The sequence below is a fragment of the Streptomyces sp. NPDC017991 genome, from assembly GCF_044328075.1.
Lineage (GTDB): Bacteria > Actinomycetota > Actinomycetes > Streptomycetales > Streptomycetaceae > Streptomyces.
In genome coordinates this window covers 423,135-445,261 of sequence record NZ_JBIRGP010000004.1, presented here as the reverse complement: position 1 = coordinate 445,261, position 22,127 = coordinate 423,135, and the positions used below count along the sequence as shown (strand labels likewise).

General features: G+C 71.5%; 16 protein-coding genes and 2 pseudogenes. 10 read left to right on the top strand and 8 right to left on the bottom strand.

Annotated elements, in window-relative coordinates; translation table 11 throughout:
* Positions 1-1,359, top strand: coding sequence for an MFS transporter (locus ACH4DZ_RS14730; protein WP_398287437.1), 1,359 nt, complete (start codon positions 1-3; stop codon positions 1,357-1,359).
* Between the two features lie 112 nt (positions 1,360-1,471).
* On the opposite strand, the gene ACH4DZ_RS14725 is transcribed toward ACH4DZ_RS14730, so the two are convergent.
* From ACH4DZ_RS14725 to ACH4DZ_RS14715, 3 genes are read right to left on the bottom strand one after another with little or no spacing between them, the layout of a single operon-like run.
* A complete protein-coding gene (locus ACH4DZ_RS14725; protein ID WP_398287436.1) occupies positions 1,472-1,813 on the bottom strand; it encodes an SCO4225 family membrane protein in 342 nt (113 codons plus the stop codon).
* Positions 1,810-2,508 (bottom strand): response regulator, encoded by a 699-nt coding sequence (locus tag ACH4DZ_RS14720; RefSeq protein ID WP_398287435.1) that lies wholly within the window; start codon positions 2,506-2,508, stop codon positions 1,810-1,812. The genes ACH4DZ_RS14725 and ACH4DZ_RS14720 overlap by 4 nt, the downstream gene beginning before the upstream one ends.
* Positions 2,505-5,225: a sensor histidine kinase gene (locus ACH4DZ_RS14715; protein WP_398287434.1), complete on the bottom strand. Its 2,721-nt coding sequence runs from the start codon at positions 5,223-5,225 to the stop codon at positions 2,505-2,507. The genes ACH4DZ_RS14720 and ACH4DZ_RS14715 overlap by 4 nt, the downstream gene beginning before the upstream one ends.
* Before the next feature lie 301 nt (positions 5,226-5,526).
* Between ACH4DZ_RS14715 and ACH4DZ_RS14710 the strand changes: the two genes are divergently transcribed.
* Positions 5,527-5,976 (top strand): DUF5707 domain-containing protein, encoded by a 450-nt coding sequence (locus tag ACH4DZ_RS14710; RefSeq protein WP_398287433.1) that lies wholly within the window; start codon positions 5,527-5,529, stop codon positions 5,974-5,976.
* A 48-nt stretch (positions 5,977-6,024) separates the two neighbouring features.
* On the opposite strand, the gene ACH4DZ_RS14705 is transcribed toward ACH4DZ_RS14710, so the two are convergent.
* Positions 6,025-7,329, bottom strand: a complete 1,305-nt coding sequence (locus tag ACH4DZ_RS14705; RefSeq protein WP_398287752.1) for a PucR family transcriptional regulator — start codon at positions 7,327-7,329, stop codon at positions 6,025-6,027.
* A 264-nt stretch (positions 7,330-7,593) separates the two neighbouring features.
* On the opposite strand from ACH4DZ_RS14705, the gene ACH4DZ_RS14700 reads away from it, so the two are divergent.
* Entirely contained in the window at positions 7,594-8,469 is an 876-nt protein-coding gene (locus ACH4DZ_RS14700) for a DUF4394 domain-containing protein (protein ID WP_398287432.1), read from the top strand.
* A 129-nt stretch (positions 8,470-8,598) separates the two neighbouring features.
* Here the strand turns inward: ACH4DZ_RS14700 and ACH4DZ_RS14695 are convergent, their stop codons facing one another.
* The 3 genes and pseudogenes from ACH4DZ_RS14695 to ACH4DZ_RS14685 all read right to left on the bottom strand — a co-directional run bounded on the left by ACH4DZ_RS14695 (position 8,599) and on the right by ACH4DZ_RS14685 (position 13,196).
* On the bottom strand, positions 8,599-9,279 hold the full coding sequence (locus tag ACH4DZ_RS14695) for a response regulator (RefSeq protein WP_398287431.1): 681 nt from the start codon (positions 9,277-9,279) through the stop codon (positions 8,599-8,601).
* Between the two features lie 281 nt (positions 9,280-9,560).
* Positions 9,561-10,829 (bottom strand): annotated as a pseudogene (locus tag ACH4DZ_RS14690) (sensor histidine kinase); the annotation flags it as partial.
* A gap of 156 nt (positions 10,830-10,985) precedes the next feature.
* Positions 10,986-13,196 carry an MMPL family transporter gene (locus tag ACH4DZ_RS14685; protein ID WP_398287430.1) on the bottom strand — a complete coding sequence of 737 codons (2,211 nt, stop codon included), beginning with the start codon at positions 13,194-13,196 and terminating at the stop codon, positions 10,986-10,988.
* 443 nt (positions 13,197-13,639) lie between these two features.
* Between ACH4DZ_RS14685 and ACH4DZ_RS14680 the strand changes: the two genes are divergently transcribed.
* The 4 genes and pseudogenes from ACH4DZ_RS14680 to ACH4DZ_RS14665 form a co-directional block, all read left to right on the top strand.
* Positions 13,640-14,965, top strand: a complete 1,326-nt coding sequence (locus ACH4DZ_RS14680) for a lipase family protein (RefSeq protein WP_398287429.1) — start codon at positions 13,640-13,642, stop codon at positions 14,963-14,965.
* A gap of 404 nt (positions 14,966-15,369) precedes the next feature.
* Positions 15,370-15,573 carry a cold-shock protein gene (locus ACH4DZ_RS14675; RefSeq protein ID WP_107017975.1) on the top strand — a complete coding sequence of 68 codons (204 nt, stop codon included), beginning with the start codon at positions 15,370-15,372 and terminating at the stop codon, positions 15,571-15,573.
* A gap of 325 nt (positions 15,574-15,898) precedes the next feature.
* The gene (locus ACH4DZ_RS14670; RefSeq protein WP_398287428.1) at positions 15,899-17,437 is read left to right on the top strand and encodes a DEAD/DEAH box helicase; all 1,539 of its coding nucleotides are present in this window, start codon (positions 15,899-15,901) and stop codon (positions 17,435-17,437) included.
* Positions 17,438-17,649: 212 nt separating this feature from the next.
* A pseudogene (locus ACH4DZ_RS14665) lies at positions 17,650-17,946 on the top strand (SCO5918 family protein); the annotation flags it as partial.
* Positions 17,947-18,130: 184 nt separating this feature from the next.
* On the opposite strand, the gene ACH4DZ_RS14660 reads toward ACH4DZ_RS14665, so the two are convergent.
* Positions 18,131-18,532 (bottom strand): hypothetical protein, encoded by a 402-nt coding sequence (locus tag ACH4DZ_RS14660; protein ID WP_398287427.1) that lies wholly within the window; start codon positions 18,530-18,532, stop codon positions 18,131-18,133.
* A 572-nt stretch (positions 18,533-19,104) separates the two neighbouring features.
* Between ACH4DZ_RS14660 and ACH4DZ_RS14655 the strand changes: the two genes are divergently transcribed.
* The 3 genes from ACH4DZ_RS14655 to ACH4DZ_RS14645 all read left to right on the top strand — a co-directional run bounded on the left by ACH4DZ_RS14655 (position 19,105) and on the right by ACH4DZ_RS14645 (position 22,122).
* Complete coding sequence (locus ACH4DZ_RS14655) at positions 19,105-19,452, top strand: MerR family transcriptional regulator (RefSeq protein ID WP_398287426.1); 348 nt, start codon at positions 19,105-19,107, stop codon at positions 19,450-19,452.
* A gap of 199 nt (positions 19,453-19,651) precedes the next feature.
* The gene (locus ACH4DZ_RS14650) at positions 19,652-20,707 is read left to right on the top strand and encodes a hypothetical protein (RefSeq protein WP_398287425.1); all 1,056 of its coding nucleotides are present in this window, start codon (positions 19,652-19,654) and stop codon (positions 20,705-20,707) included.
* Between the two features lie 773 nt (positions 20,708-21,480).
* A complete protein-coding gene (locus ACH4DZ_RS14645) occupies positions 21,481-22,122 on the top strand; it encodes a GNAT family N-acetyltransferase (RefSeq protein WP_398287424.1) in 642 nt (213 codons plus the stop codon).
* Positions 22,123-22,127: the final 5 nt, after the last annotated feature.

The window sequence follows — 22,127 nt, the reverse complement described above, 5'->3', positions numbered from 1 at the left end:
ATGCGGCACTCCAACGCGCTGAACCGGCTGGACAGGCTGCCGGTCTCCCGGTTCCACAAGGTCACCCTGCTCGCCGTCGCCTTCGCGTACTTCTTCGAGTTCGCGGACATCAACAGCTTCGCCACCACCGCGCCGAAACTGATCAAGCTGTGGGGCCTGACGGTCGACCAGGTCGCCTACGTCACCTCACTGTCCTTCGTCGGCATGTTCATCGGGGCGATCGTCGCCGGGTCCATAGCCGACCGGTGGGGCCGCAAACGGGCCCTGGTCTGGACCACGCTGTTCTTCGGCGTCTCCTCGTTCGCGGCGGTGTTCTCCTGGGACCTGGTCTCGCTCGGCGTCTTCCGCGTCCTGACCTCGGCGGGCCTGTCGGCGATGACCGTCGTGGGGGTCGTCTACGTCAACGAGATGTACCCGTCGGCGATCCGCGGCAAGTACCAGGCGTACGCCATCGCCATCGGCATCTGCGGCACGCCCGTCACCAACCTCATCGCCAGCGTGGTCGTCCCGCTCAACGACTGGTCGTGGCGGCTGGTCTACCTGTGGGGTTCGCTGGGTGTCCTGCTCGTCCTCTTCTCCGGCCGCCTCAAGGAGTCGCCCCGCTGGCTGGAGAGCCGGGGCGAGCACGCGGCGGCGGACGCGGTCCTGACGGAGATCGAGGCGGACGTGGTGGCGGAGAAGGGGCCGCTGCCCGAGCCCGCGCCGCCGATCGCCGAGACGCCGTCGACGAAGGCGCCCCTGCGGCTGCTGCTGCGGAAGAAGTACCTGCTTCCGACCCTGCTGCTGTCCGTCCTGTGGATGACGCAGACCATCGGCTTCTTCGGCTATTCGAGCTGGGCGCCGACCCTGCTGGCCAAGGAGGGGTTCAGCGTCGAGAAGTCCGTCTTCTACGTGGCACTGACGACGGTCGGAGCGCCGCTCGGCTGCTATCTGGCGTCGCTGGTCACCGACCGGTTCGAACGGAAGTGGTGCCTGGTGGCCTTCGGCACGGTGATCGCGGTGTGCGGGCTGCTGTACGGGCTGACCTTCAACCCGGTGCTCATCATCGTCTTCGGCTTCCTCGTGAACCTCTTCGAGCGCGGCTACACGGCGTTGGCGTACGCGTACTCGCCCGAGCTGTTCGACACGCGGGCCCGGTCGTTGGGCACGAGCGTGTCCTACGGGCTGGGCCGGCTGTCGAACGCGGCGGGTCCGCTGATCGTGGCGGCGCTGTACACCGGGCACGGGTATCGGAGCGTCTTCTACTTCATCGCGGGGACGTGGCTGGTGGGGGCGGTTGCGCTGGCCGCTTTCGGTGCACGTACCCGGTCCACGCGGCTGGCTGAGGCGGAGTCCCAGCGGGTCCGCGTCCCGGTGTGACCCCTCCTACCGGGGGCCGACCGCCGGGTGCGGCCCGTGGGTGGCTGGCCGCGCAGTTCCCCGCGCCCCCATCAGGGGCGCGGGGAATTCGGGGGGGGGAATGCAACGGCGTTCAGGACACCGAGTCGTAGTGGCCGCGGCCACGGCGCAGCGCGCGGGCGCACCAGCCGATGACGAGCGCGTTGACCAGCGCCCCGAACGCGACGGCGACGAGGAACATCGCGGCGGCGTCCGGCAGCAGCATCAGCGGCACGAGACTGGCCGGGGCGGTGGCGAGGAGCGGGATGACACCCGCCATGGAACCGTCCGAACCGTCGCTCGCGCTCACCACGTACGCCCACACGACGAGGCCGGCACAGACCACCAGATAGACGAGGGCGAAGACGTCCTTGAGAGCGTGTCCCAGACGTCGTGCGAAGGCGGTCGGGCCGGAGCCGCGGCTCTTACCGGTCACAGGGCCGTACTCCTGGGGTCGGTGCCGGGCGGATTCGGCCGGGCGAGCCCGAGGTCGTACGCGAGGATCGTCGCCTGGACGCGGTCCCGCAGGCCGAGCTTGCGCAGCAGCGCGTTGACGTGGGACTTGACCGTGCCGACGGTGATCCCGAGTTCGTCGGCGATCTCCGCGTTGTTGAGTCCGGACGCGAGCAGGGCGAGGACGTTGCGCTGACTGCCGGTGAGGCTGTCCAGCGCGCTCGGCCCGCTCCCGGCCCGTGTCCCGGCGCCCGCTCCCGACGCGTAGTGGCCGATGAGCCGGCGGGTCGCGGACGGGGCGAGCACGCTCTCCCCGGTGGCCACCACCCTGATGCCCTGCAGCAGTTCGGCCGCGTGCACGTCCTTGAGCAGGAAACCGGAGGCTCCGGCCCGCAGCGCGTCGAAGACGTACGAGTCGAGGTCGAAGGTGGTCAGCACCAGGACCCGGGGCGCGTCCTGGCGGCCGGTGATGATGCGGGTGGCGGCGATGCCGTCGAGCACGGGCATCCGGACGTCCATGACGACGACGTCGGGGGCCAGTTCCGCGGCGAGGCGTACCGCGGCGGCGCCGTCGGCGGCCTCACCGACGACCGTCATGTCCTCCTCGGCGTCGATCACGGCGGCGAACCCCGCCCGCACGATGCCCTGATCGTCGACGACCAGTATCTTGAGGCTCATCGCTCCCTCTCCTCGGCCGACCTGACGTCGTCCTCCTGCGGACCCGGTGCGAGTGGCAGCCGGAGCCCGACCGTGCCCGGCCGGTCGGTGTCCAGGGTGCCGCCGAGCGCGGCGGCACGCGCCGCCAGCAGTTCCCGTACGGCGGGGCGGGCGGCGCGGGGGACCCCGGTGGCCGTGAGCGTCAAGGTATCCCCGTCCACGTCGAACTCCAGCACCGCGGTCTCCTCGCCGCCGGCCCCGAGCACCGTCTCGGCGGCGTGGTACGCGGCCAGGTCCACCGCCGTGGGCAGCCGCTCCGGTACGCGGCCGGTCACCCGTATCTCGACGTCACGGCCGCCGGCCCGGGACTGCCGGGCAAGCAGATCGAGGGCTTGGAGGGTCGGTTGCGGCCGCAGTTCGGCCCCCCGCTCCCGCTCCCCTTCTCCCCCTCCCTCCCCGTCCCGGACGGTGTCGAGGAGGGCGCGCATCGCGGCGAGGGCCTCGCGGGCGCGTTCGGCGGTCGCGTCGAGGTGGCCCGCCTCCGCCTCGGCGACCATGTCGGCGGTGCGCGCCAGCACGGTGGTCTCCAGCCCGGCCGCGATCCGGCGCCGCTCGGCCCACGCGTCCCGGACGGCCTCCCCCGTCCAGGCGGCCAGCCGCTCGTCCCGCACACCCCGGGCACGCCCTACCCGCCGCCCCCGCAGCAGCCCACCCCAGAGAGCCCCACCCACCAGAACCCCCACCCCACCCACACCACAAACCCCCACCGCCCACTGCCCCACCCCAGCAAGAACGACGCCCACGCCATGCACCCCCACAGCAACCACCCCAAGCCCCACAGGGCCACGGGGAACAGCGCAATCTCCGGCCTCCACCCCCACAGGGGCGCGGGGAACGGCGCAATCCTTCGCCTCCACCCCCACAGGGGCGCCGGGAACAGCGCAATCCTTCGCCTCCACCCCCACAGGGGCGCGGGGAACAGCGCAATCTTTGGCCTCCACCCCCACAGGGGCGCGGGGAACAGCGCAATCTTTGGCCTCCAGCCCCCCAGGGGCGCGGGGAACGGCGCAATCTTTGGTCTTGAGGCGCGCGGAGAACGGGGCGCGGAGGGCAACGCGCGCCTGTCTCTTCAGGGGCGCGGGGAACGGCGCAGTCTTTCGTCCCTCCCGCGCGCGGGCAACGCCCCGCCCCGCCCCGGAGCTTTCAGGGGCGCGGGGAACTGCGCGACCAGCCCCCACCGCCCCGCGGGCATACGACGACGCCCCCGCCCAAACCGCCGCACACGTGACCAGCACGCTCAACCCCACCGGCAGAAGAACCGGCCCCCCGTACTCCCCCACCCGCATCGCCGCAGGCCAAAGAAGCGCCAGCCCGAACAGCGCGCCCCAGGCAACCCGCGGCGCCCGCCGCAGCCACAACAGCGCGACCACCTGCGCCGCCGCCAGCAGCGCGAAGAGCAGCCCCGCGGACACACCCCCGTCACCCGGCGCCTCGCTCTCCTCCCGGATGACCAGCACGGGAAGCAACGGCTGCAGAACGAGCCCGGCGGCGGCCACCACCTGAGCCACCCGATAGCTCCGCGGCACGACCCGCCCCACCGGCCCGGCGACCCGCCCGGGCAGCACGGCCCGTACCTCCCAGCCGCCCTCCTCCGTCGGCCCACTGGTCAGCGTCCCGCCCGCCTCCCGCGCCCGGGCCCGCAGGAACCCCTGGCCGCGCCCCCCGCCCAGACCGGCCCCGTGCGCCACCGCCGCCGCACCGGAGGGCACCGCCGCACTGGTCACCACGGCCTCCGTGCGCGTGTCGCCGTACCGGCACCGCACCACGGTCCGGGCGCCGGGCGCGTGCCGGGCCACGTTGGTCAGCGCCTCGCGCACGATGCCGAAGACCGCGTCCGCGACGGCGCCGTCCGGCAGGGGGTCGATCTCGCAGTCCACGGGCTGCCCGAGACGCTGGAAGCCCGCGACGAGTTCCCGCAGCCGGTCCTCCGGCGAGGGCAGATCCTCCCGCGAGGGCGCCGGTGCCCGTACCGCACCGAGCGCCCGGGTGACCTCACGACCGGTCTCGACCGCGAACCCGAGCGCGTCCCCGGCCAGTTCGGGACGCCGCTCGCGCAACCCGAGCGCGGCCCCCGCCGTGACCACCACGGCCGTCAGATGGTGGGCACTGACGTCGTGCAACTCCCTCTCCATACGCCGCCGTTCGACGGCCGGAAGCCGGTGCCGCTCGGCCTCGGCCCGCTCCAGCAACTGCCCGGCCGCCAGCCGGGCACGACGGGCCCGCCGTACGAACAGGCCGGCGCCGCACGTGACGGCGTACAGCAGGGCGGTCAGGACGAGGTCGAGTCCGTCGCGTTCGCTGAGTCCGTGCAGGCTGAGGTTCTGCAGCAACTGCCACAGGGCGAGCGCCGTCACGCACAGCACGACGGTGAAGGTGTCCCGTTCGGCCGCCACGGTGAACAGGGCCAGCCCGACACCCGCGGTTCCGAGTACCGCCGTCGCCCCGGTGGGCAGCGGCCCGGCGCCCAACGCGCAGGCGGCGGCGACCAGGACGAGGGTGACCACCGGGCGGGCGCGGCGCAGGGCGAGCGCGGCGGTCACCGATCCGGCGACCAGGACCGCCACCAGGAGCGCGGACGCGTCCGGCGCGGCCCCGCGTACGAGCGCGGCGCCGGGCCACACCAGGGCCTGGACGCAGAGCAGCAGGACCGGAAGCGACCGGTCGTCGATTCGGTTCATGGCGGATCTCGTGGCAGATCTCAACGCGGGCTTCATGGCGGGTTTCGTGGCTGGTTTCATGACGGATCAAGGCTAGGGCCGCCACCGAGCGGCCCGACTCCGGCCGAGGGGGGATTCCCGTCTCTTACCAGGGTTGGAGATGAGCGGGCACGTCGGTCATCCGGCAGCGTGACGACCACGCGACACCCCCGGACCTAATCTTGAACACATCGAGAGAGCGGCGGCACACCGAAAAGAATTAACGAACCGCTCCCATTCGGTCCACCGCAATTCGGTCCAGTCCAATTCAGGGGGATATTCCATGTCCAAGCGCCTTCTCATCTCGTCGCTCGTCGGTGTCGCCGTCGTAGGCGGAGTCGCCGTCGGCGGGTTCGCCATGGCCTCGTCCTCCTCCGCACCGGCCCTGAGCGACAGCTCGGCCCGCTACACGGCTCCGACCGGCAGCGGCGCCGGTTCGCTGACCTTCACCACGGACGTGCGTGACGACTCGGGCATCAAGGGTCTCAAGGTCATCGCGTGGCCCGCGAGTTCGAAGCTCGACCCGTCCGAGGCGGAGCTGCGGTCCGTGGACAGCGCCGAGTGCCGGAGCACCTCGGACGAGACGTCCCGCTGCACCTACACGCTGAAGGTCACGGAGAAGGAGGAGGCCGAGCTGGACCGGGGCACCTGGCACCTCTCCGCGCTGGCGACGGCCAAGGACGGCGACACGAAGTTCGTGCCCCGTGCCGGCGCCTTCGAGATCACCGGCTGACCGGCCACCGACAGCCCGTCACCGACAGGCCCGTCACCGACAGCCCGGTCACCGCCACGCTCCCGACAGGCTCCGGTTGACGACCGAGCTGAGGATGCGTACGCCCCGCGTCGAGCCCGGGTCGATGTCCGTGAGCTCCCGTACCCGGCGAAGGCGGTAGTCCAGGGTGCGCGGATGGACGTTGAGGGCTTCCGCCGTGGCACCGCGGTTCATGTCGTGGCGGTAGTACGCGTCGAGGGTCAGCAGGAGGTCCGGGCCGGGCGCGAGGCTCCGGGCCACCGAGCGGAGCCAGTCGTCGACGAACGGCACGTCGGCGACCGTGAGTTCGACGAAGACGTCCGCCATGGTGTGCGCCCGCAGCCGCGCGGACGTACGCCGCAGGGGGGCGGCCCCGCTGATCCGCCGGGCCCGGTCGAGAGCACCTGCCAGTCCGGACAGCGGCGCGCCGGCGGTCCCCACGGCACAGTGGCGGCCGAGCGCCTGGGCGACATCCCGCAGGAGATCGGACACGGCCGAGCCGGATACGGCCGGGCCGGGCGCGGCCACTTCGGGCGCGGCCACTCCGGAGACGGCCGCCGCGTCGGGGGACGCGTCAGGTGCCGACGACAGGCCGGGGGAGGCGGGGGACAGCTGCCCGCTGTCGGCGGCCCCCGGCACCAGAGCGATCAGCTCACCGCCCCGGCCCCCGCGCTCAGGACACCAGGTGACGGGCACCCGGTGGGTCCTCACCAGCGTCTCGATCCCGCTCTCCAGGTCACGGTCGCCGACGGGGCAGTCGGGCACCCGGACCACCGTGACCTCGTAGTACTCGGCCAGTTCCAGGCCCGTGAGCAGCGCCAGCTCCGCCGCGATGGAGTCCTCGGCCAGCAACGACCTCGCCAGCAGGCCGACTTGCTCGACATACGGCAGCCGGCGCCGCATCGCCGTCACGAAGCCCTGCCGGTAGGCGCCGATACCGCGCTCGCCCTGCGGGGCGAACCAGCTCATGACGCGCATGAGTTCGTCGACATCGCCGCCGCGCTGCGCCTCCGTGGCCTCGTTGATCTCGCGCAGCATGAGTGCGGTGTGCACGCGCAGGACCCGCTGCCGTGAATCGAGTGACATTCCCGCCCCGGCCCGCGCCTCGCCCATCGACGCGATGTAGCCGAGGTCGGCGTCGGTCAGCATGCCGTTGACCGGCGCCAGTTCGAGCGTGCGGCGCCTGAACCACACCGAGTACTCCAGCGTCTCTTCCCTGGCCCGGGAGTTCACGTCGAGCGACCCGAGTTCCGGTATCTCGCGCACATACGTCTCGACCTCGCGGCGCGCGTTGGCCGACGCCTGCCGGGCCAGCTCGGCGAAGAGGCTCCCCATAGACATGAGCATGTCACCAAGATCGGGGGCGCCGCCAGATGAAATCCGGACGGGCGCTTATCACTCCGGGTGAATCGATGAAGGATATGTCGACCGCGCTTTTGTCACAGTGCGCAAAGTTCCTTGATCCGGCCCTATTTGTGACCCGATCGGCTTGTCGGGCCGACCCTGCCTGGGCTTAATGGAAACCGCGCAGCCGACTCGAATCGATCCGCTCACCGTAAAGCGGAATTATTTCGTACGGGTCAAACGGGAGGGAAAACAATGAGAACAGCGGTCAAGAAGAGAATCGCGGCGGCGGTAGCGCTCGTGTCCGCGGCAACCGCGCTCACCCTGAGCGCACCCGGCTCCAGCTCCGCCGCCCCCGACGCCACTCCCAGCCTGCGGGCGTACGGGATCTTCGGCACGGGCACCACGATGGCCACGTTCCTCACCGACGACCCGACGACCCTCAACTGGGTCAAGACCATCAAGGGACTCGTCGGCGACACCAAGCTGATCGGGATCGACTTCCGCGTGCAGAACGGCCTCCTGTACGGCGTCGGGGAGAAGGGCGGGATCTACACGATCACGTTCCCGCCGACCACCGCCGAGGTGGTCGTCACCAAGGTCTCCCAGCTCGCGGTCACGCTCTACGGCTCGGTCTTCGACATCGACTTCAACCCTGCGGCCGACCGGTTGCGGGTGATCAGCAACTACGGCCAGAACCTGCGGCACAACCTGAACGACGGCACCACCGCCACGGACAGCGCGCTGAACCTCCCGCCGCTCACCACGGCGGCCCAGGGCGTCACCGCGGCCGGCTACACGAACAACGACAAGGTCGGGTCCACCGCGACGACCCTGTTCGACATCGACACGTACAACGACCAGGTCGTCATCCAGTCGCCGCCCAACGCCGGCAACCTCGTCCCGACCGGTCTCCTCGGCTTCGACGCCGGTACCGACGCGGGCCTGGACATCTACAGCTATCTGAGCAACGGCAAGACGGTCTCGAACGCCGCCTTCGCCTCCCTCACCCCGTACGGCGCCGAGACCCCGTTCTTCTACGAGGTCGACGTCCTCACCGGGGAGCCGTCGCCCGTCGGTCAGTTCCCGCTGAACGTCACGGACATCGCGATCAGCCTGACCGGGACCTGAGCACCGGCAACAAGCCCCGGCCCGCCCAGCCCCACCGAAGCCCACCGATCCACCGATCCACCGATCCACCTAAGCCCACCGACCCGCCGCGGCCCGTACGCTCCGGACCGCGGCGGGTCCGACGGCTGCTCACAGCGCGGTCGGGCCCGCCTGCACCAGTCCCGTCTGATAGGCGATGACCACCAGTTGGGCCCGGTCCCGGGCACCCAGCTTCGTCATGGCCCGGTGGATGTGGGTGCGTACGGTCAGCGGGCTGACCGTGAGGTCCTCGGCGATCTCGATGTTGGACTTGCCCTCCGCCGCCAGGGCCATCACCTCGCGCTCGCGGACCGTCAGTTCGGCCAGGCGTTCCGGGGGCGCCAGGTGGCCCCCGGGCGCGGGGGACGTGAGGAAGCGGGTGATGAGCGTGCGGGTGGCGCCCGGCGAAAGCAGGGCCTCGCCGGACGCCACGGTTCTCAGCCCGTCCAGCAGGGTGTCGGCCGTGACGTCCTTGCCGAGGAACCCGCTGGCACCCGCGCGCAGCGCCTGGGCGACGTAGTCCTCGGTCTCGAACGTGGTGAGGATGAGGACGCGGGTGGCGGACAGTTTCGGGTCCGCGCAGATCTCGGAGGTGGCCGTGAGGCCGTCCGCACCCGGCATACGGATGTCCATGAGAACGATGTCGGGGTGGTGGGCGCGGGTCAGGTCCACCGCCTCCACGCCGTCGGATGCCTCGCCGACCACCGTCATGTCGTCGCAGGAATCGATCAGGATCCGGAAAGTGGCCCGCAGCAGGGCCTGGTCGTCGGCGAGCAACACCCTGATGCTCATGGCTTCTCTCCTTCTACGGGGTCGACGGAAGCGGCCGAACCGGCGGAGCCGGACCGGCCGGAGGACGTGAAGGAGGTCAGGGAGGTGAGAGAGGTGAGGGAGGTCAGGGAGCTGAAGGAGGCGAAACAGCTGGAGCACACGGTGGGCATCGTTGGCTTTTCCACGTCGGCGGTGTCGGAGGAGGCGGCGGAGGCCACGGATGTGCCGGCCGCCACGGAGGTGCCGGCCGCTCCGGAGACTTCCTCGGCCACTCGCGGCACCCCGGTCCCACCCGTCATCAGCGGCTGCAGCGGCAGCGCCGTGGTGACCTCGAAGCCGCCTTCCGGGCGGGGGCCCGCTCGCAGCTCCCCACCGATGGACCGGGCGCGTTCGTGCATGCCCATCACCCCGAAGCCCCGGCCCGGCTCGACGGCCGGGGCAGCCTTGGAAACCGTGAAGGCCGTGGCGGCCGTGACCGCCGCGGGAGCCGTGGCCGCCATGGCGGCCACGGCCGCGGGGCCGTCGTTGGTGACCGTGATCAGCAGCCGTGAGTCGGCGTAGCCGAGCCGCACGTGCGCGCTCTCCGCGGCGGCGTGCTTGGTCACGTTGGTCAGCGCCTCCTGCACGATCCGGAACGCCGTGAGGTCCACCCCGGGGGAGAGCGGCTTGGGCACGCCCTCCGTGGTCACCGCGACGGCGACCCCCGCGGACTTGCACGCCGCCACCAGATCGGGCAGGCAGTGGAGGCCGGGGGACGGTTCGAGCGACGGGGAGGCCGGGTCGTCGCTCTGGCGCAGCAGCCCCAGCGTGGCCTTCAGCTCGCGCAGCGCCGACGACGTGGTCCCGGTCAGATCGGTGAGGATCTTCCGCGACTGCTCGGGGTTGCTGAGCGCGAGGTGGGCGGCGGTGCCGGCCTGCGCGTTGGCCAGGGCCAGATGGTGGGCGACGACGTCGTGCAGTTCGCGGGCGATCCGCATGCGCTCCTCGGTGACGCGCAGCCGCGCCTCCTCCTCCCGGGTGCGCTCGGCGTGTTCGGCGCGGGCCTGCACGGCCGTGAGGTAGGCGCGCCGCAGCCGGGTCATGTTGCCCGCGGCGATCGGCAGCAGCAGCCAGAAGAACGGGCCGATGGTCCTGAGCAGCAGGGAGATGCCGTCCATCGAGTCGGACAGCGCCGTCGCGACCATCAGCGCCAGCATGGTGGTGATGCCGTAGGCGCGGGTCGTCCTGCGGTCGCTGATGGCGGCCATCCAGTAGAGCGCCGCCATGATGGGCGCCAGCAGGAGGGGCGTGAGCAGGTAGTCCAGCGAGATCGCGATCGCCGTGCAGACCGCCGTCACGGTGACGGCGGTGCGCGGGTGGCTGCGGTGCTTGAGCAGGGCGAGGCAGGACACGCCCATGAGGATGACCGCCGCCTTGTCCTGGTCGGGCGGGTCGGCGCCGGGCATGGTGAGTGAGCTGCCGAGGCTCGCGGCGCCCATCAGTGCCACGACCACCCCCGCGTCGATGACATAGGGGTAGCGGTCCGCGTACTGCTCGAAGCGGTCCGTGTAGCGCTCCAGACTGGTGGACATCGGGCTCTCCGGTTGGCTGGACTGGGTCCTTCGTGCTGCGTCGTCCATCGTGGACGCTCCGAGGTGCGAACGGCGGACGGGGCCGCCCGTGTCGTTCACCACGGGCGGCCCCGTCCGGGGGAGGGAGGCGGTCGCCTCAGGTGGACCTCATGGATCTCAGGTGCGGGCCACTTCCAGGTCCGCCGTGTCGGCCGGGGCCGGCTCCGTCTCGGGCCTGCGGCTGAGCGCCTCGCCCTCCACGTCGACGCGGGGCAGCAGCCGGTCGAGCCAGCCCGGCAGCCACCAGGCCTTGTGGCCGAGCAGGGCCAGGACCGCGGGCACGATCGCCATCCGTACGACGAAGGCGTCGAAGAGGACGGCGGTGGCCAGCCCGAAGCCGATCATCTTGATCATGGACTCGCTCTCGCCGATGAAGCCGGCGAACACCGCGATCATGATCAGCGCGGCGGCCACGACGACCCGGGCGCTGTGCCGGAACCCGCTGGTCACCGCCTGGGCGGGCGACTCCCCGTGGACGTACGCCTCACGCATCCGGGAGACCAGGAACACCTCGTAGTCCATGGCCAGGCCGAAGACGATGCCCACCAGGAAGATCGGCATCAGGCTCATGATCGGGCCGGTCTGCTCCACGCCCAGGAGTTCGGCGCCGTGGCCCTGCTGGAAGACCAGGACGACCACACCGAGGGAGGCCAGGACCGACAGGAGGAAGCCGAGGGCCGCCTTGAGCGGGACGAGCAGGGACCGGAAGACCACCATCAGCAGGATGATCGCGAGCCCGACCACGACGATCAGGTACGGGACCAGGGCGCCCGAGACCTTGTCGGAGATGTCGATGTTCAGCGCGGTGGTGCCGGTGACCTCGAAGGTCGCGCCGGTCTCGGCCTCGACCCCGGTCCGCTCGCCGCGGATGGTCTTCACCAGGTCCGTGGTCTTCTGGTCGGTCGGCGCGGTGGAGGGCACGACCGAGAAGACGGCGGTGTCGCCGCCCTCGTTGAAGCGCGCCGGGGAGACGGACACGACCCCCTCGGTGGCGCCGATCTCCTTGGAGATCGTCTCCACGGCACCCTTCGCGTCGGAGTCGCCCTTGGCGTCCACGACGACGGTCAGCGGGCCGTTGAAGCCCGGTCCGAAGCCCTCGGCCAGCGCGTCGTAGGCCCGGCGCTCGGTGGTGGCGGTCGACTTCGCCTCGTCGCCGGGCATGCCCAGCTGCAGATCGGCCATCGGCACCGCGAGGGCTCCGAGACCGACCACGCCGAGGAGCAGCACGGGCACGGGCCGGCGCAGGACGAACCGCGCCCAGCGGGTGCCTCCGTTGTCCTGGGCCTCCTTCTCGACCCGGCCGCTCCTGCGGGCCTTCCGGGTGAGCACGGCGTTCGGCCAGAAGCCGAGCAGTGCCGGTACGAGCGTCAGCGCGATGAATACGCCCACGACGACGGCGCCCGCCGCGGCCAGGCCCATCTTGGTGAGCATCGGGATGCCGACGACCGCGAGTCCGGCCAGCGCGATGACGACGGTGAGTCCGGCGAAGACGACCGCGGAACCGGCCGTACCGGCCGCGAGTCCGGCGGCCTCCTCGGGCGTACGGCCCTGGGCGCGCTCCTCCCGGTAGCGGGAGACCACGAACAGGGCGTAGTCGATGCCGACCGCGAGGCCCAGCATCATCGCCAGCGTGCCGGTCGTGGTGGACAGACCGAGGGTGCTGGCCAGCGTCAGGATCGTGGCCATGCTCACGCCGACGCCGATGAGGGCGGTCAGCAGCGGCAGCCCGGCCGCGGCGAGGGAACCGAAGGTGACCAGCAGGACGACCGCGGCGATCGCGACACCGATCAGCTCGGCCGCTCCGCCCGGCCCGCCGTTCTCCTCCATCGCGGTCCCGCCCGCCTCGACGGTGAGCCCGGAGTCCTGGGCCTCGTCGAGCGCCTTCACCAGCTGGGACCTGCTGGCGTCCGTCAGCTCCTCGGGCCCGACCTTGTAGGTGACGGTCGCGTACGCCGTCGTGCCGTCCTTGCTGACCGCCTTCGCCTGGAAGGGGTCGGCGGCACTGGCGACCTGCGAGCCGTCGCCCAGCTCCTGCACGGTCTTCTCGACGGTCTTCCTGCTCTCGGCGGCGGTGACCTTCCCGCCGTCCGGCGCGACGAAGACGACCCGCGCGGTGGCGCCGTCGGCGGACGTCCCGGGGAAGCGCTGCTCCATCAGGTCGAACGCCTTCTGGGACTCGATGCCCGGCATGGAGAACGCCTCCTCGGCCGCCGCCGGGGCCTTCATCGCGCCCAGTCCGACCGCGGCCAGGACGGCCGCCCAGACGAGGGCGACGTACCAGCGACGCCGGAAGGCCAGACGGCCCAATCGGTACAGGAAAGTAGCCACGGCAGGAGGTCTCCACATCTGGTGCCGAATGTCCCTCAAGGCTGTCCGGTGGAGACCCGTCCTGTCGTCGTGCGTCTGCCGACACATTTCGCTACTCGGTACGCAGTAGGAACAGGCCGCCGGCTCCGTCTGCGGGACGACGGGGCGGGCCGCCTTGTCAGCCTCTGGTCTGGCTCCCGTCAGCTTCCGGTCCGCGTCCCGTCGGCTTCGGACGTGCCGCCGGGGTGACGGGAACCGCCGCGTTATTAGACATCCCGTCAAGTTACCGAACCGTAACCCTCCTACTGCTACCACGAGTAACTTACTCATAGGTAAGTTCCAGGCGAACCACTTCACGAACCACTTCCCAGCGGTACGGGATCGCGGACCCGTGGGACGCGTCCGCCCCTCCGTGCCGTCGCACCCGTGCACCTCTCTGCCGGCCGCTCCACAGGAGGTTCGCCATGCCCGCACGCAGAAAACTGCTGGCCGCGGCAGTCACCGCCGCCGCCTGCCTCACCACCCAGGCACTCACGGCCACCGCCGCCACGGCGGCGGACGAGGTCGTGTCCCGGGGTGTCACGATCCCCGCCTTCTACAACCCGCCGACCACCCTGCCCGCCGCGAGCGGCACGCTCGTCCGCAGCGAACCGCTCCCGCTGGCCCTGACCCTGCCCAGCCTCGACGGACCGCTGCCGGGCACCGCGACCAGGCTGATGTACAAGTCCACCGACTCGAACGGGAAACCGGTCGCCGTCACCGGGGCGTACATCGAACCGACGGCCCGGTGGCAGGGCGGCGGACCGCGGCCCCTGGTCGCGCTGGCGCCCGGCACCCTGGGCCAGGGCGACCAGTGCGCCGCGTCCATGGGCCTCGAACACCCGCTGTCGTTCAACGGCCAGACGGTCTCCGTCGGTTACGAGGACCTGTCGATCTACCGGCTCCTCGCCAAGGGCGCCGCCGTGGTCGTCACCGACTACGCCGGCCTGGGCGCGACCGACCGGCTGCACACCTACGTCGACCGGGTCGACGAGGCGCACGCGGTCCTCGACGCGGTCCGCGCGGCCCGCTCGCTCGGCGGCGCCTCGGTCACCGCCGCCTCCCCGGTCGGGCTGTTCGGCTACAGCCAGGGCGGCGGAGCGACGGCCGCCGCCGCCGAACTCCAGTCCTCGTACGCCCCCGACGTCACCCTCGCCGGAACCTACTCGGGCGCCCCGCCCGCCGACCTGGCCGCCGTCACCGAGGCCATCGACGGCAGCGAGCTGGCCGGTGCGCTGGGCTGGTCCCTCAACGGCTTCCTCCAGTCCGACCCGGAGCTGAAGCCGATCGCCGAGGCGCATCTGAACGCGGCCGGGAAAGCGGCCCTCACCGATCTGTCCACCATGTGCGTCGGTGACGCCCTCTTCGGCTACGGCTACGCCAAGAGCACCAAGTGGACGACCGACGGCCGCTCCCTCAGCGACATCATCGCCGCCACACCCGAACTCAAGACGTTCCTGGACGGCCAGCGCATCGGCAGGCTGAAGCCGTCGGGGCCGGTCCGGCTCGCGACGGGCGTCAGCGACAACCTCGTCCCCCACGGCCAGTCCCGTGACCTCGCGGTCGACTGGTGCCGCAAGGGGGCCGACATCACGTACAAGCCGGTGGTCCTGCCGGGCGTGGGCAGCGCGCTGCTCAACCACTTCGCCCCCCTGCTGACCGACCAGGGAGACGCCATCGACTGGCTCACGGACCGCCTGTCGGGCACCCCCACCACGTGCAACTGCCGGACGCTCCCGCTCCAGCCCTGACGAGAGAGGGCCGCAGGCCCTGAGAAGGGACTGCGGACGAGAACCCCGCCTGGCGGCAGCCCCCGCGCAGGGCTCGCCGCCGGGCGCCCGGCACACAGAAACCATGGCACCCCGGCCAATCAATACCTGTGCTGGCCGCATGAGAATTGACCCCGACGCGCGATGACAATTACTTACTCGACAGGCTGAGCGAAATCATTCATCATGCACCACCGATCGCGCCGTGCTAGTCTCGATCTCAGTTGCATGTTGTGGTTCCCGAAAATCTTGACAGGCATCCCCACCAGTTCGTTACGGGTGGGGATCCTTTATGGCTCCGGTTGTATTTCCGGTGGGGTGATCATCACGGCGACACGGAGCACACGCAGTGTGTGCCCCGACGCACCGCCCCGAAGGAGATAAACATGGCTTCCGGTACCGTGAAGTGGTTCAACGCAGAAAAGGGCTTCGGCTTCATCGAGCAGGACGGTGGCGGCGCTGACGTCTTCGCCCACTACTCGAACATCGCCGCCCAGGGCTTCCGCGAGCTGAACGAAGGCCAGAAGGTCACGTTCGACATCGCGCAGGGTCAGAAGGGCCCGACGGCCGAGAACATCGTTCCCGCCTGACGTCGGCACGCACTTCGCAGCTGGGGCCCGCACCTTGGGGTGCGGGCCCCAGCTCGCTGCATTCCAGGGGATTCGCGACCCGCTCCACGGGGTCCTCCGTCCAAGCTCCGGATGAAAATCCTTCGGAGCCACCCGCACGGAACGACCGACCCCGTCCCAGGAAACGCGCAACGCGCTCCGGCGAGGCCACCCGCGAATATTCCCCGCCGCTTCGATTTCCCAACCGATTCGGCTCCCCATTACTTCGGCTCGTTCTTGCAATTCTCTGCGCGGCTCGTCTTCCGCGGGAATTCCTTGATACGCGCCATGTCAAGGAAGGTTCCACGTGAACCGCACGCGCACGAACGACCGCTACTCCCGTACCCGCAGCGCCGGAGCTCCGAGCGCCGGCCGGACCGGTGGCGGTACCCGCTCCAGCTCCCCGCGCCGCTCCGAAGGCGGCGGCTACGGCGGCGGCCACGGCCGCCGGCAGAGCTCGCCCCAGGGCGAGTTCGCGCTGCCGAAGACGGTCACCCCGGCCCTGCCCGCCGTCGAGGCGTTCGCCGACCTCGACATGCCGGCGCAGCTGCTGGAGGCGCTCAGCCACGAGGGCGTCACCGTGCCCTTCCCGATCCAGGGCGCGACGCTGCCGAACTCCCTCGCGGGCCGTGACGTACTCGGCCGCGGCCGCACCGGCTCGGGCAAGACCCTCGCCTTCGGCCTCGCGATGCTCGCCCGTACGGCGGGCCTGCGCGCCGAGCCGAGGCAGCCGCTGGCCCTGGTCCTCGTACCGACCCGCGAGCTGGCCCAGCAGGTCACCGACGCGCTCACCCCGTACGCCCGCTCCCTGCGGCTGCGGCTGACCACCGTCGTCGGCGGCATGTCGATCGGCAAGCAGGCCGGTGCGCTGCGCGCCGGCGCCGAGGTCGTCGTCGCCACGCCGGGCCGCCTCAAGGACCTCATCGACCGGGGCGACTGCCGGCTGAACCAGGTCGCCATCACGGTCCTCGACGAGGCCGACCAGATGACCGACATGGGCTTCATGCCGCAGGTCACCGCGCTGCTCGACCAGGTGCGCCCCGAGGGCCAGCGGATGCTGTTCTCGGCCACGCTGGACCGCAACGTCGACCTGCTGGTCCGCCGCTACCTGACCGACCCCGTGGTCCACTCCGTCGACCCCTCCGCGGGCACCGTGACCACCATGGAGCACCACGTCCTGCACGTGCACGGTGCGGACAAGCAGCGCACGACCACCGAGATCGCGGCCCGCGAAGGCCGCGTGATCATGTTCCTGGACACCAAGCACGCGGTGGACCGGCTGACCGACCACCTGCTGAACAGCGGGGTACGGGCCGCGGCCCTGCACGGCGGCAAGTCCCAGCCGCAGCGCACCCGGACCCTGTCCCGCTTCAAGTCCGGGCATGTGACGGTGCTGGTGGCGACCAACGTCGCGGCGCGCGGGATCCACGTCGACAACCTCGACCTGGTCGTGAACGTCGACCCGCCCACCGACCACAAGGACTACCTGCACCGCGGCGGCCGTACGGCCCGGGCGGGCGAGTCCGGCAGCGTCGTCACGCTGGTGACCCCCAACCAGCGCCGTGACATGAGCCGTCTGATGGTCGCCGCGGGCATCAACCCGCAGACCACCCAGGTCCGTTCGGGCGAAGCCGAGCTGAACCGCATCACCGGCGCCCAGGCCCCCTCGGGCGTCCCGGTCACCATCACCGCCCCCGCCTCCGAGCGGCCCCGGCGCAGCACCTCCTCCTCCGCACCCTCCGCGGCGTCCCGCGGCCGGCGCGGGCGCGGCAGCCGCACCCGTTCCACGGGCGACGCGGCACGCCGTCCGGCGCCCCGCTCGTCCGCCGTCGACGCGGCTGCCTGAGCGCCCCGCCGGGCAGGGTCCCGCGTGCGCGGGCCGGCGGGGGCCGGTCCGGTCACGTGACGCGGTCGCGGCAGTTCTGCCGCCCCGCCAGGCGTCCGCGGCGAGTACCGTCCAGGACTGGACGTCCTCGCCCCGCCCGGCTGATCCACCCCGCCCCACCCCGCCCCCGTCCCGGGTCGGCCCTCCTTCTCCCTCTCTGTCTGTGAGGCATCATGCGCTGTGTCATCGCCCGGTTCCCGTTCGACCTCACCAAGAGCGGGGTGCTGGACTCGATGAAGGGTGTCAAGCCCGAGGCCATCACGGGTGAGTCCGTGCTCATCGGCCGCCGCCAGTACCCGGTCAAGCAGGTCGGCGAGATCATCACCCGGCAGGACCGGCGCGACTTCACCGGCGGTGAGGTCACCCGGGCCATGGCCCGCCTCGGCTTCACGTGCCGCAGCGTCCAGGAGCCCGCGCCCGTCGCGCCGCGCGTCCTGACCCCGCTCCAGAACGCCTCGGCGATGCTCGGCGAGGCCGAGCCCACCCCGGCCGTGGACGCCGACGCGCCCGCCGAGGCGACCGCGGACATGAACGCCGACAGGAACGCGGACGCGGCCGTCGCCGGCTGACCCGCAGGACAGTGAAGGGCCCTGCCGACGCACGTCGGCAGGGCCCTTCGTCATGTGTAGGCGGGTACGGACGGGTACCGGCGGCTCAGTGGTCGGAGTAGCTGAAGTCGCCCACGGTCCAGGCGCTGACATCCGTGATCGCGACGCGGTACATCCCGCCGGTCTCGGGAATCCCGACGTTGCCCTGCAGGATGCGGGCGAGATGGAAGTGCAGATGGGTGGGCGCCTCGTCACGGCCGGCGTGGTCGCCGCGGTCGCCGTGATCGGCACGGTCCTGTGGCCGGCCCGCGAGGAAGACGGCGGAGAACGGGCCCAGATGGTCGGAGTCCTTCAGCACCTCCGAGACCCGCTCCCGCCACACGGCTTCGGGAGCCAGTCTGCCGGTGATGACAGCACCACCGGCGACCACGGTCAGCGACATCCGATTGCTCTGCCCGGACTCCACCAGGGCTGAGATACCGACGAGCAGTTCGTCAGGGTTCGACATGGAAGCCGATTCTATGCAGCGGTCGGCCCTACCCACCTCCCGCAGAGATGACACCAAGATACTTGGGATTCATGCTGACAAAAATCTATCTTTGCCAGAGTAGACATTGGCCGCGCACGTGGCTAAGGTTTCTCTCGTAGACGAGGTCGAGCAAGGCCCGCAGACACGAACTGACGGGTCCGAGTACGAGAAGTGCGCAGTTCAGAGCGGTTGTGGAGTTCCGAAGCCACGTGGTTCGCAGGACGGTGACGGGACTGACGACCGCGCTGGGTGGCTCGCGGGCCGAGGAGCCGCCACCAGCACCACCATGGATTTCGAAGAAGGACGGAAGGAGCAGACGCCATCAGGATCGCCCGGCCGAGAACATTCGGCCGGGTCCGCCAGACCCCGGATTGGAAGGTGGTCCCCGGTCACGCAACCACGGTCCCCGTACTCCCTGCCCTCTCCCGGGCCGGGCGGCGGAAACAGAAGGTCGGCGCGGCAGTAGCGCCGGCAGATGGTGTTCAATTTCCTTCGGGGCCCTGGTGCCGTACGGCACCAGGGCCCCTCGACGCGTTGCAGAACGAGGTGACATGACAGCAGAGAATCCGCTGGGCAATCGACTGGAAGACGACGACTACCCCGCGTACACGATGGGCCGGGCCGCCGAGATGCTCGGCACCACTCCTGGATTCCTCCGGGCCATCGGGGAGGCCAGGCTCATCACGCCGCTGCGCTCCGAGGGCGGGCACCGGCGCTACTCCCGTTACCAGCTCCGGATCGCCGCCCGCGCGCGCGAGCTGGTCGACCGGGGTACGCCGGTCGAGGCCGCCTGCCGCATCGTGATCCTTGAGGACCAGCTTGAGGAAGCACAGCGGATCAACGCCGAGTACCGGCGCACGGCGGGTCGGGGGGCATCGGACGGATCCGGGACCTCCTGACCCGGCCGACGGGCGCGCTGCGGCCGGTCGCGCGGTTCCCCGCGCCCTTCCGGAGCGGGCGGGCGCGATGTCCTGATGCGCGCGGCATTGCCCTCGGGCCCCGGTGAATCCGCGCAGGAGCGTCACACAGGCTGCACACAGTGCCTCGGCGGCCTGGTTAGCGTGGCTGGCGTTCGACCCCACGTACCCACGTACGACCATGACCGGGCAGGGAACCGGCGGGGCGGCGACCAGTCAACTCAGGAAGACGCTGATGGACTACTGCTCCTCGTGTCGTCGGCATCTCAACGGCGCCCTGGTGTGCCCCGGATGCGGCGCCTACGCCCCCGACATCGCCCCGGTCACCGTCAGCCGCCACACCGTCCAGCCCCGGGTCACCATGGCCCCCGCGAGCACGACGCCGGACCACGTGCCGGACGGGCCGGACCTCCCGGACCTCCCGGACGTCTCGGTGTGGGAGCCCGCCGCCCTCGCCTCGTCCGCCCCTGCCTCGTCAGCCGCCCCCGACCCGTCCGGCCACGGCACGTACGACGGCGACGCGTGCGACCACGAGGGCTTCGAGGGCTTCGAGGGGGCGACGCCCGCACCGCAGGGGCGGGCCGCACGCCGTCGCCGGCGTGCCCGCTGGAAGAAGAACCAGCGCCGGGCCGTCGTCGCGACCGCCGTCGCGCTCGTCGGAGGCGGTCTGACCTTCACCGCCATGGACCGGCTCTCGGCCGACCGGGCGGAGGCCGCGTCGGCTCCGGAAGCCACGGGCATGGGCACGAGTACGAAGACAGGCGCGGGCTCCGCGGCCGAAGAGGCGACGCAGTACACGCGTCCCTCGTCGACACGGCCCGACGCGCGGCGGTCCTCGGCGGCCACGTCCACGCGGCCGACCGCGAGCGGCCGGTCGGCCGGGCGGGGCGCGGCCGTCCCGTCCTCCGTCGCCCCGCAGGGCTCCCGGCCGGACGCGCCCGCCCCGGGTACGGCATCGGCGTCCGACCAGCGGTCGCGGAGCGCCTCCTCGGCCTCTTCCCCGGCCTCGTCGTCGTCCTCGCCGTCCTCGTCTGCCTCGTCCGCCTCGTCCGCTTCTCAGGACCCGGCCGACAGCGCGTCACAGCAGCCGTCCACACCCGCTGACACCGAAGGGACGAGTAGCACGGGCAGCTCAGGCGGCACGGGCGCGGCGGACTCGACGACGTCACCGGCGAGCCCCTCGCCGTCGGCGACTTCGCCTTCGCAGCTCTGCCTGCTCGTTCTCTGCATCGGCTGACATCCGCCGGCCCGCGGCGGACGACGGCACGGCGCTCGTGGTCATCCGTCTGTGACGCACCGGCCGGCACCCGAGGAACGCGGATGGCGCGGATGGCGCGGGGCACGCGTCGCGCGTCGCCCGGGCCCGTGGTGTGGCGGTCGCCGCCGGTGTCGTGCGCACCGGCGGCGACCGCACCGCCCTTCCGCGCCGCCCCCCGGCAGCGGTTTCGGGGCATGAGATCCCTCGGCGGGTCGCGGCGGCACGCGGGAGTGCACCGCCGACGGGTCCGCAAGGGACATGTGGACAGGGGGCCCGCAGGCAAGGGAAGCGGCGGGAAGGGGAACTCGCTCGGCGTTCTCGATCGCCTCGTCCCGGCACCAGGGGTCAGGGGCTGGTGCACCCGGGGGCAGGGGGCGCGAGGGAAGCCGCGGACCGCGGCTTCGTCATCATCGGCGGGCTCGGGTGCTGACCACGGGTCCAGGTGAGCCTCACACACATTCTGTTCAGAGCGTAGGCGAGAGCGGCGGCCCTGCACAGCCCTGTGAACCGTCGTCCGCCGCGCGACGCCGTCCACGGCCGCACGGCCCGTGGCACATGTGTTCCACGGATCCCCCCCGCCCCCTCCCACCTCCCTCCCCTCTCCCTTGCCCGGCCGCGCGAAGGGCCCGAGCACGCCGCCGAACATGACGGGCCATCACCGACCCGTGCGGATGCCCCGTTTACCCCGGCGGCTCCTGCTGTGATGATGCCGAGTCCGGGGATGTCCGTCCCGCGGCCGGGGGGAGGCCCGTATGGCAGAGGTGTACTTGCGCAGACTGTCCCGGTGGCAGGCGGAGCAACAGCGGGACGCCGTCGCGGACGTGTACGTCAGCGCGTACCACGGCGCGGCGGGGGCGGAACACCGTGACCGCCAGGGCTTCCTGCTCCGGCTTGAGCAGCATGTGCAGCACACCGGCTTCGACATGGTGGTCGCCGACACGGCCGGGACGGTCGGCTGCGCGTACGGGTTCCGAGTGCCGCGTACCGGCGAGTGGTGGTCGGACTTCCAGGGGGAGCTGCCGAGGGACATCGAGGAACTCACCGCCTCGGGCCGTACGTTCCTGCTCGCCGAACTGATGGTGCTGCCGGCCCACCGCCGCCGCGGCATCGCCACACGCCTGGTCGAACGGCTGCTGCTCCGGCTCGACGCCGATCTGGTCGTCGCGGCCGTCGGCCGGGACACGGACCGCCCCTCCGACAGCAGCGGCAACGGCACCGACGGCGCCGCCGGGGGCGACGGGCCGCCGGGCGCCGCGGCGGAGGCGTTCCGCGCCTGGGGATGGTCGAGGTTCGGTGTCCTCGGTCCGCACAGCGCCCCGTACACCGCTTTCGACGCCGGCCCCGGCCCGGATGCGATGGCCGGGGAGGTCTGGATCCGCAGACCGCTGCGGTGACTTCA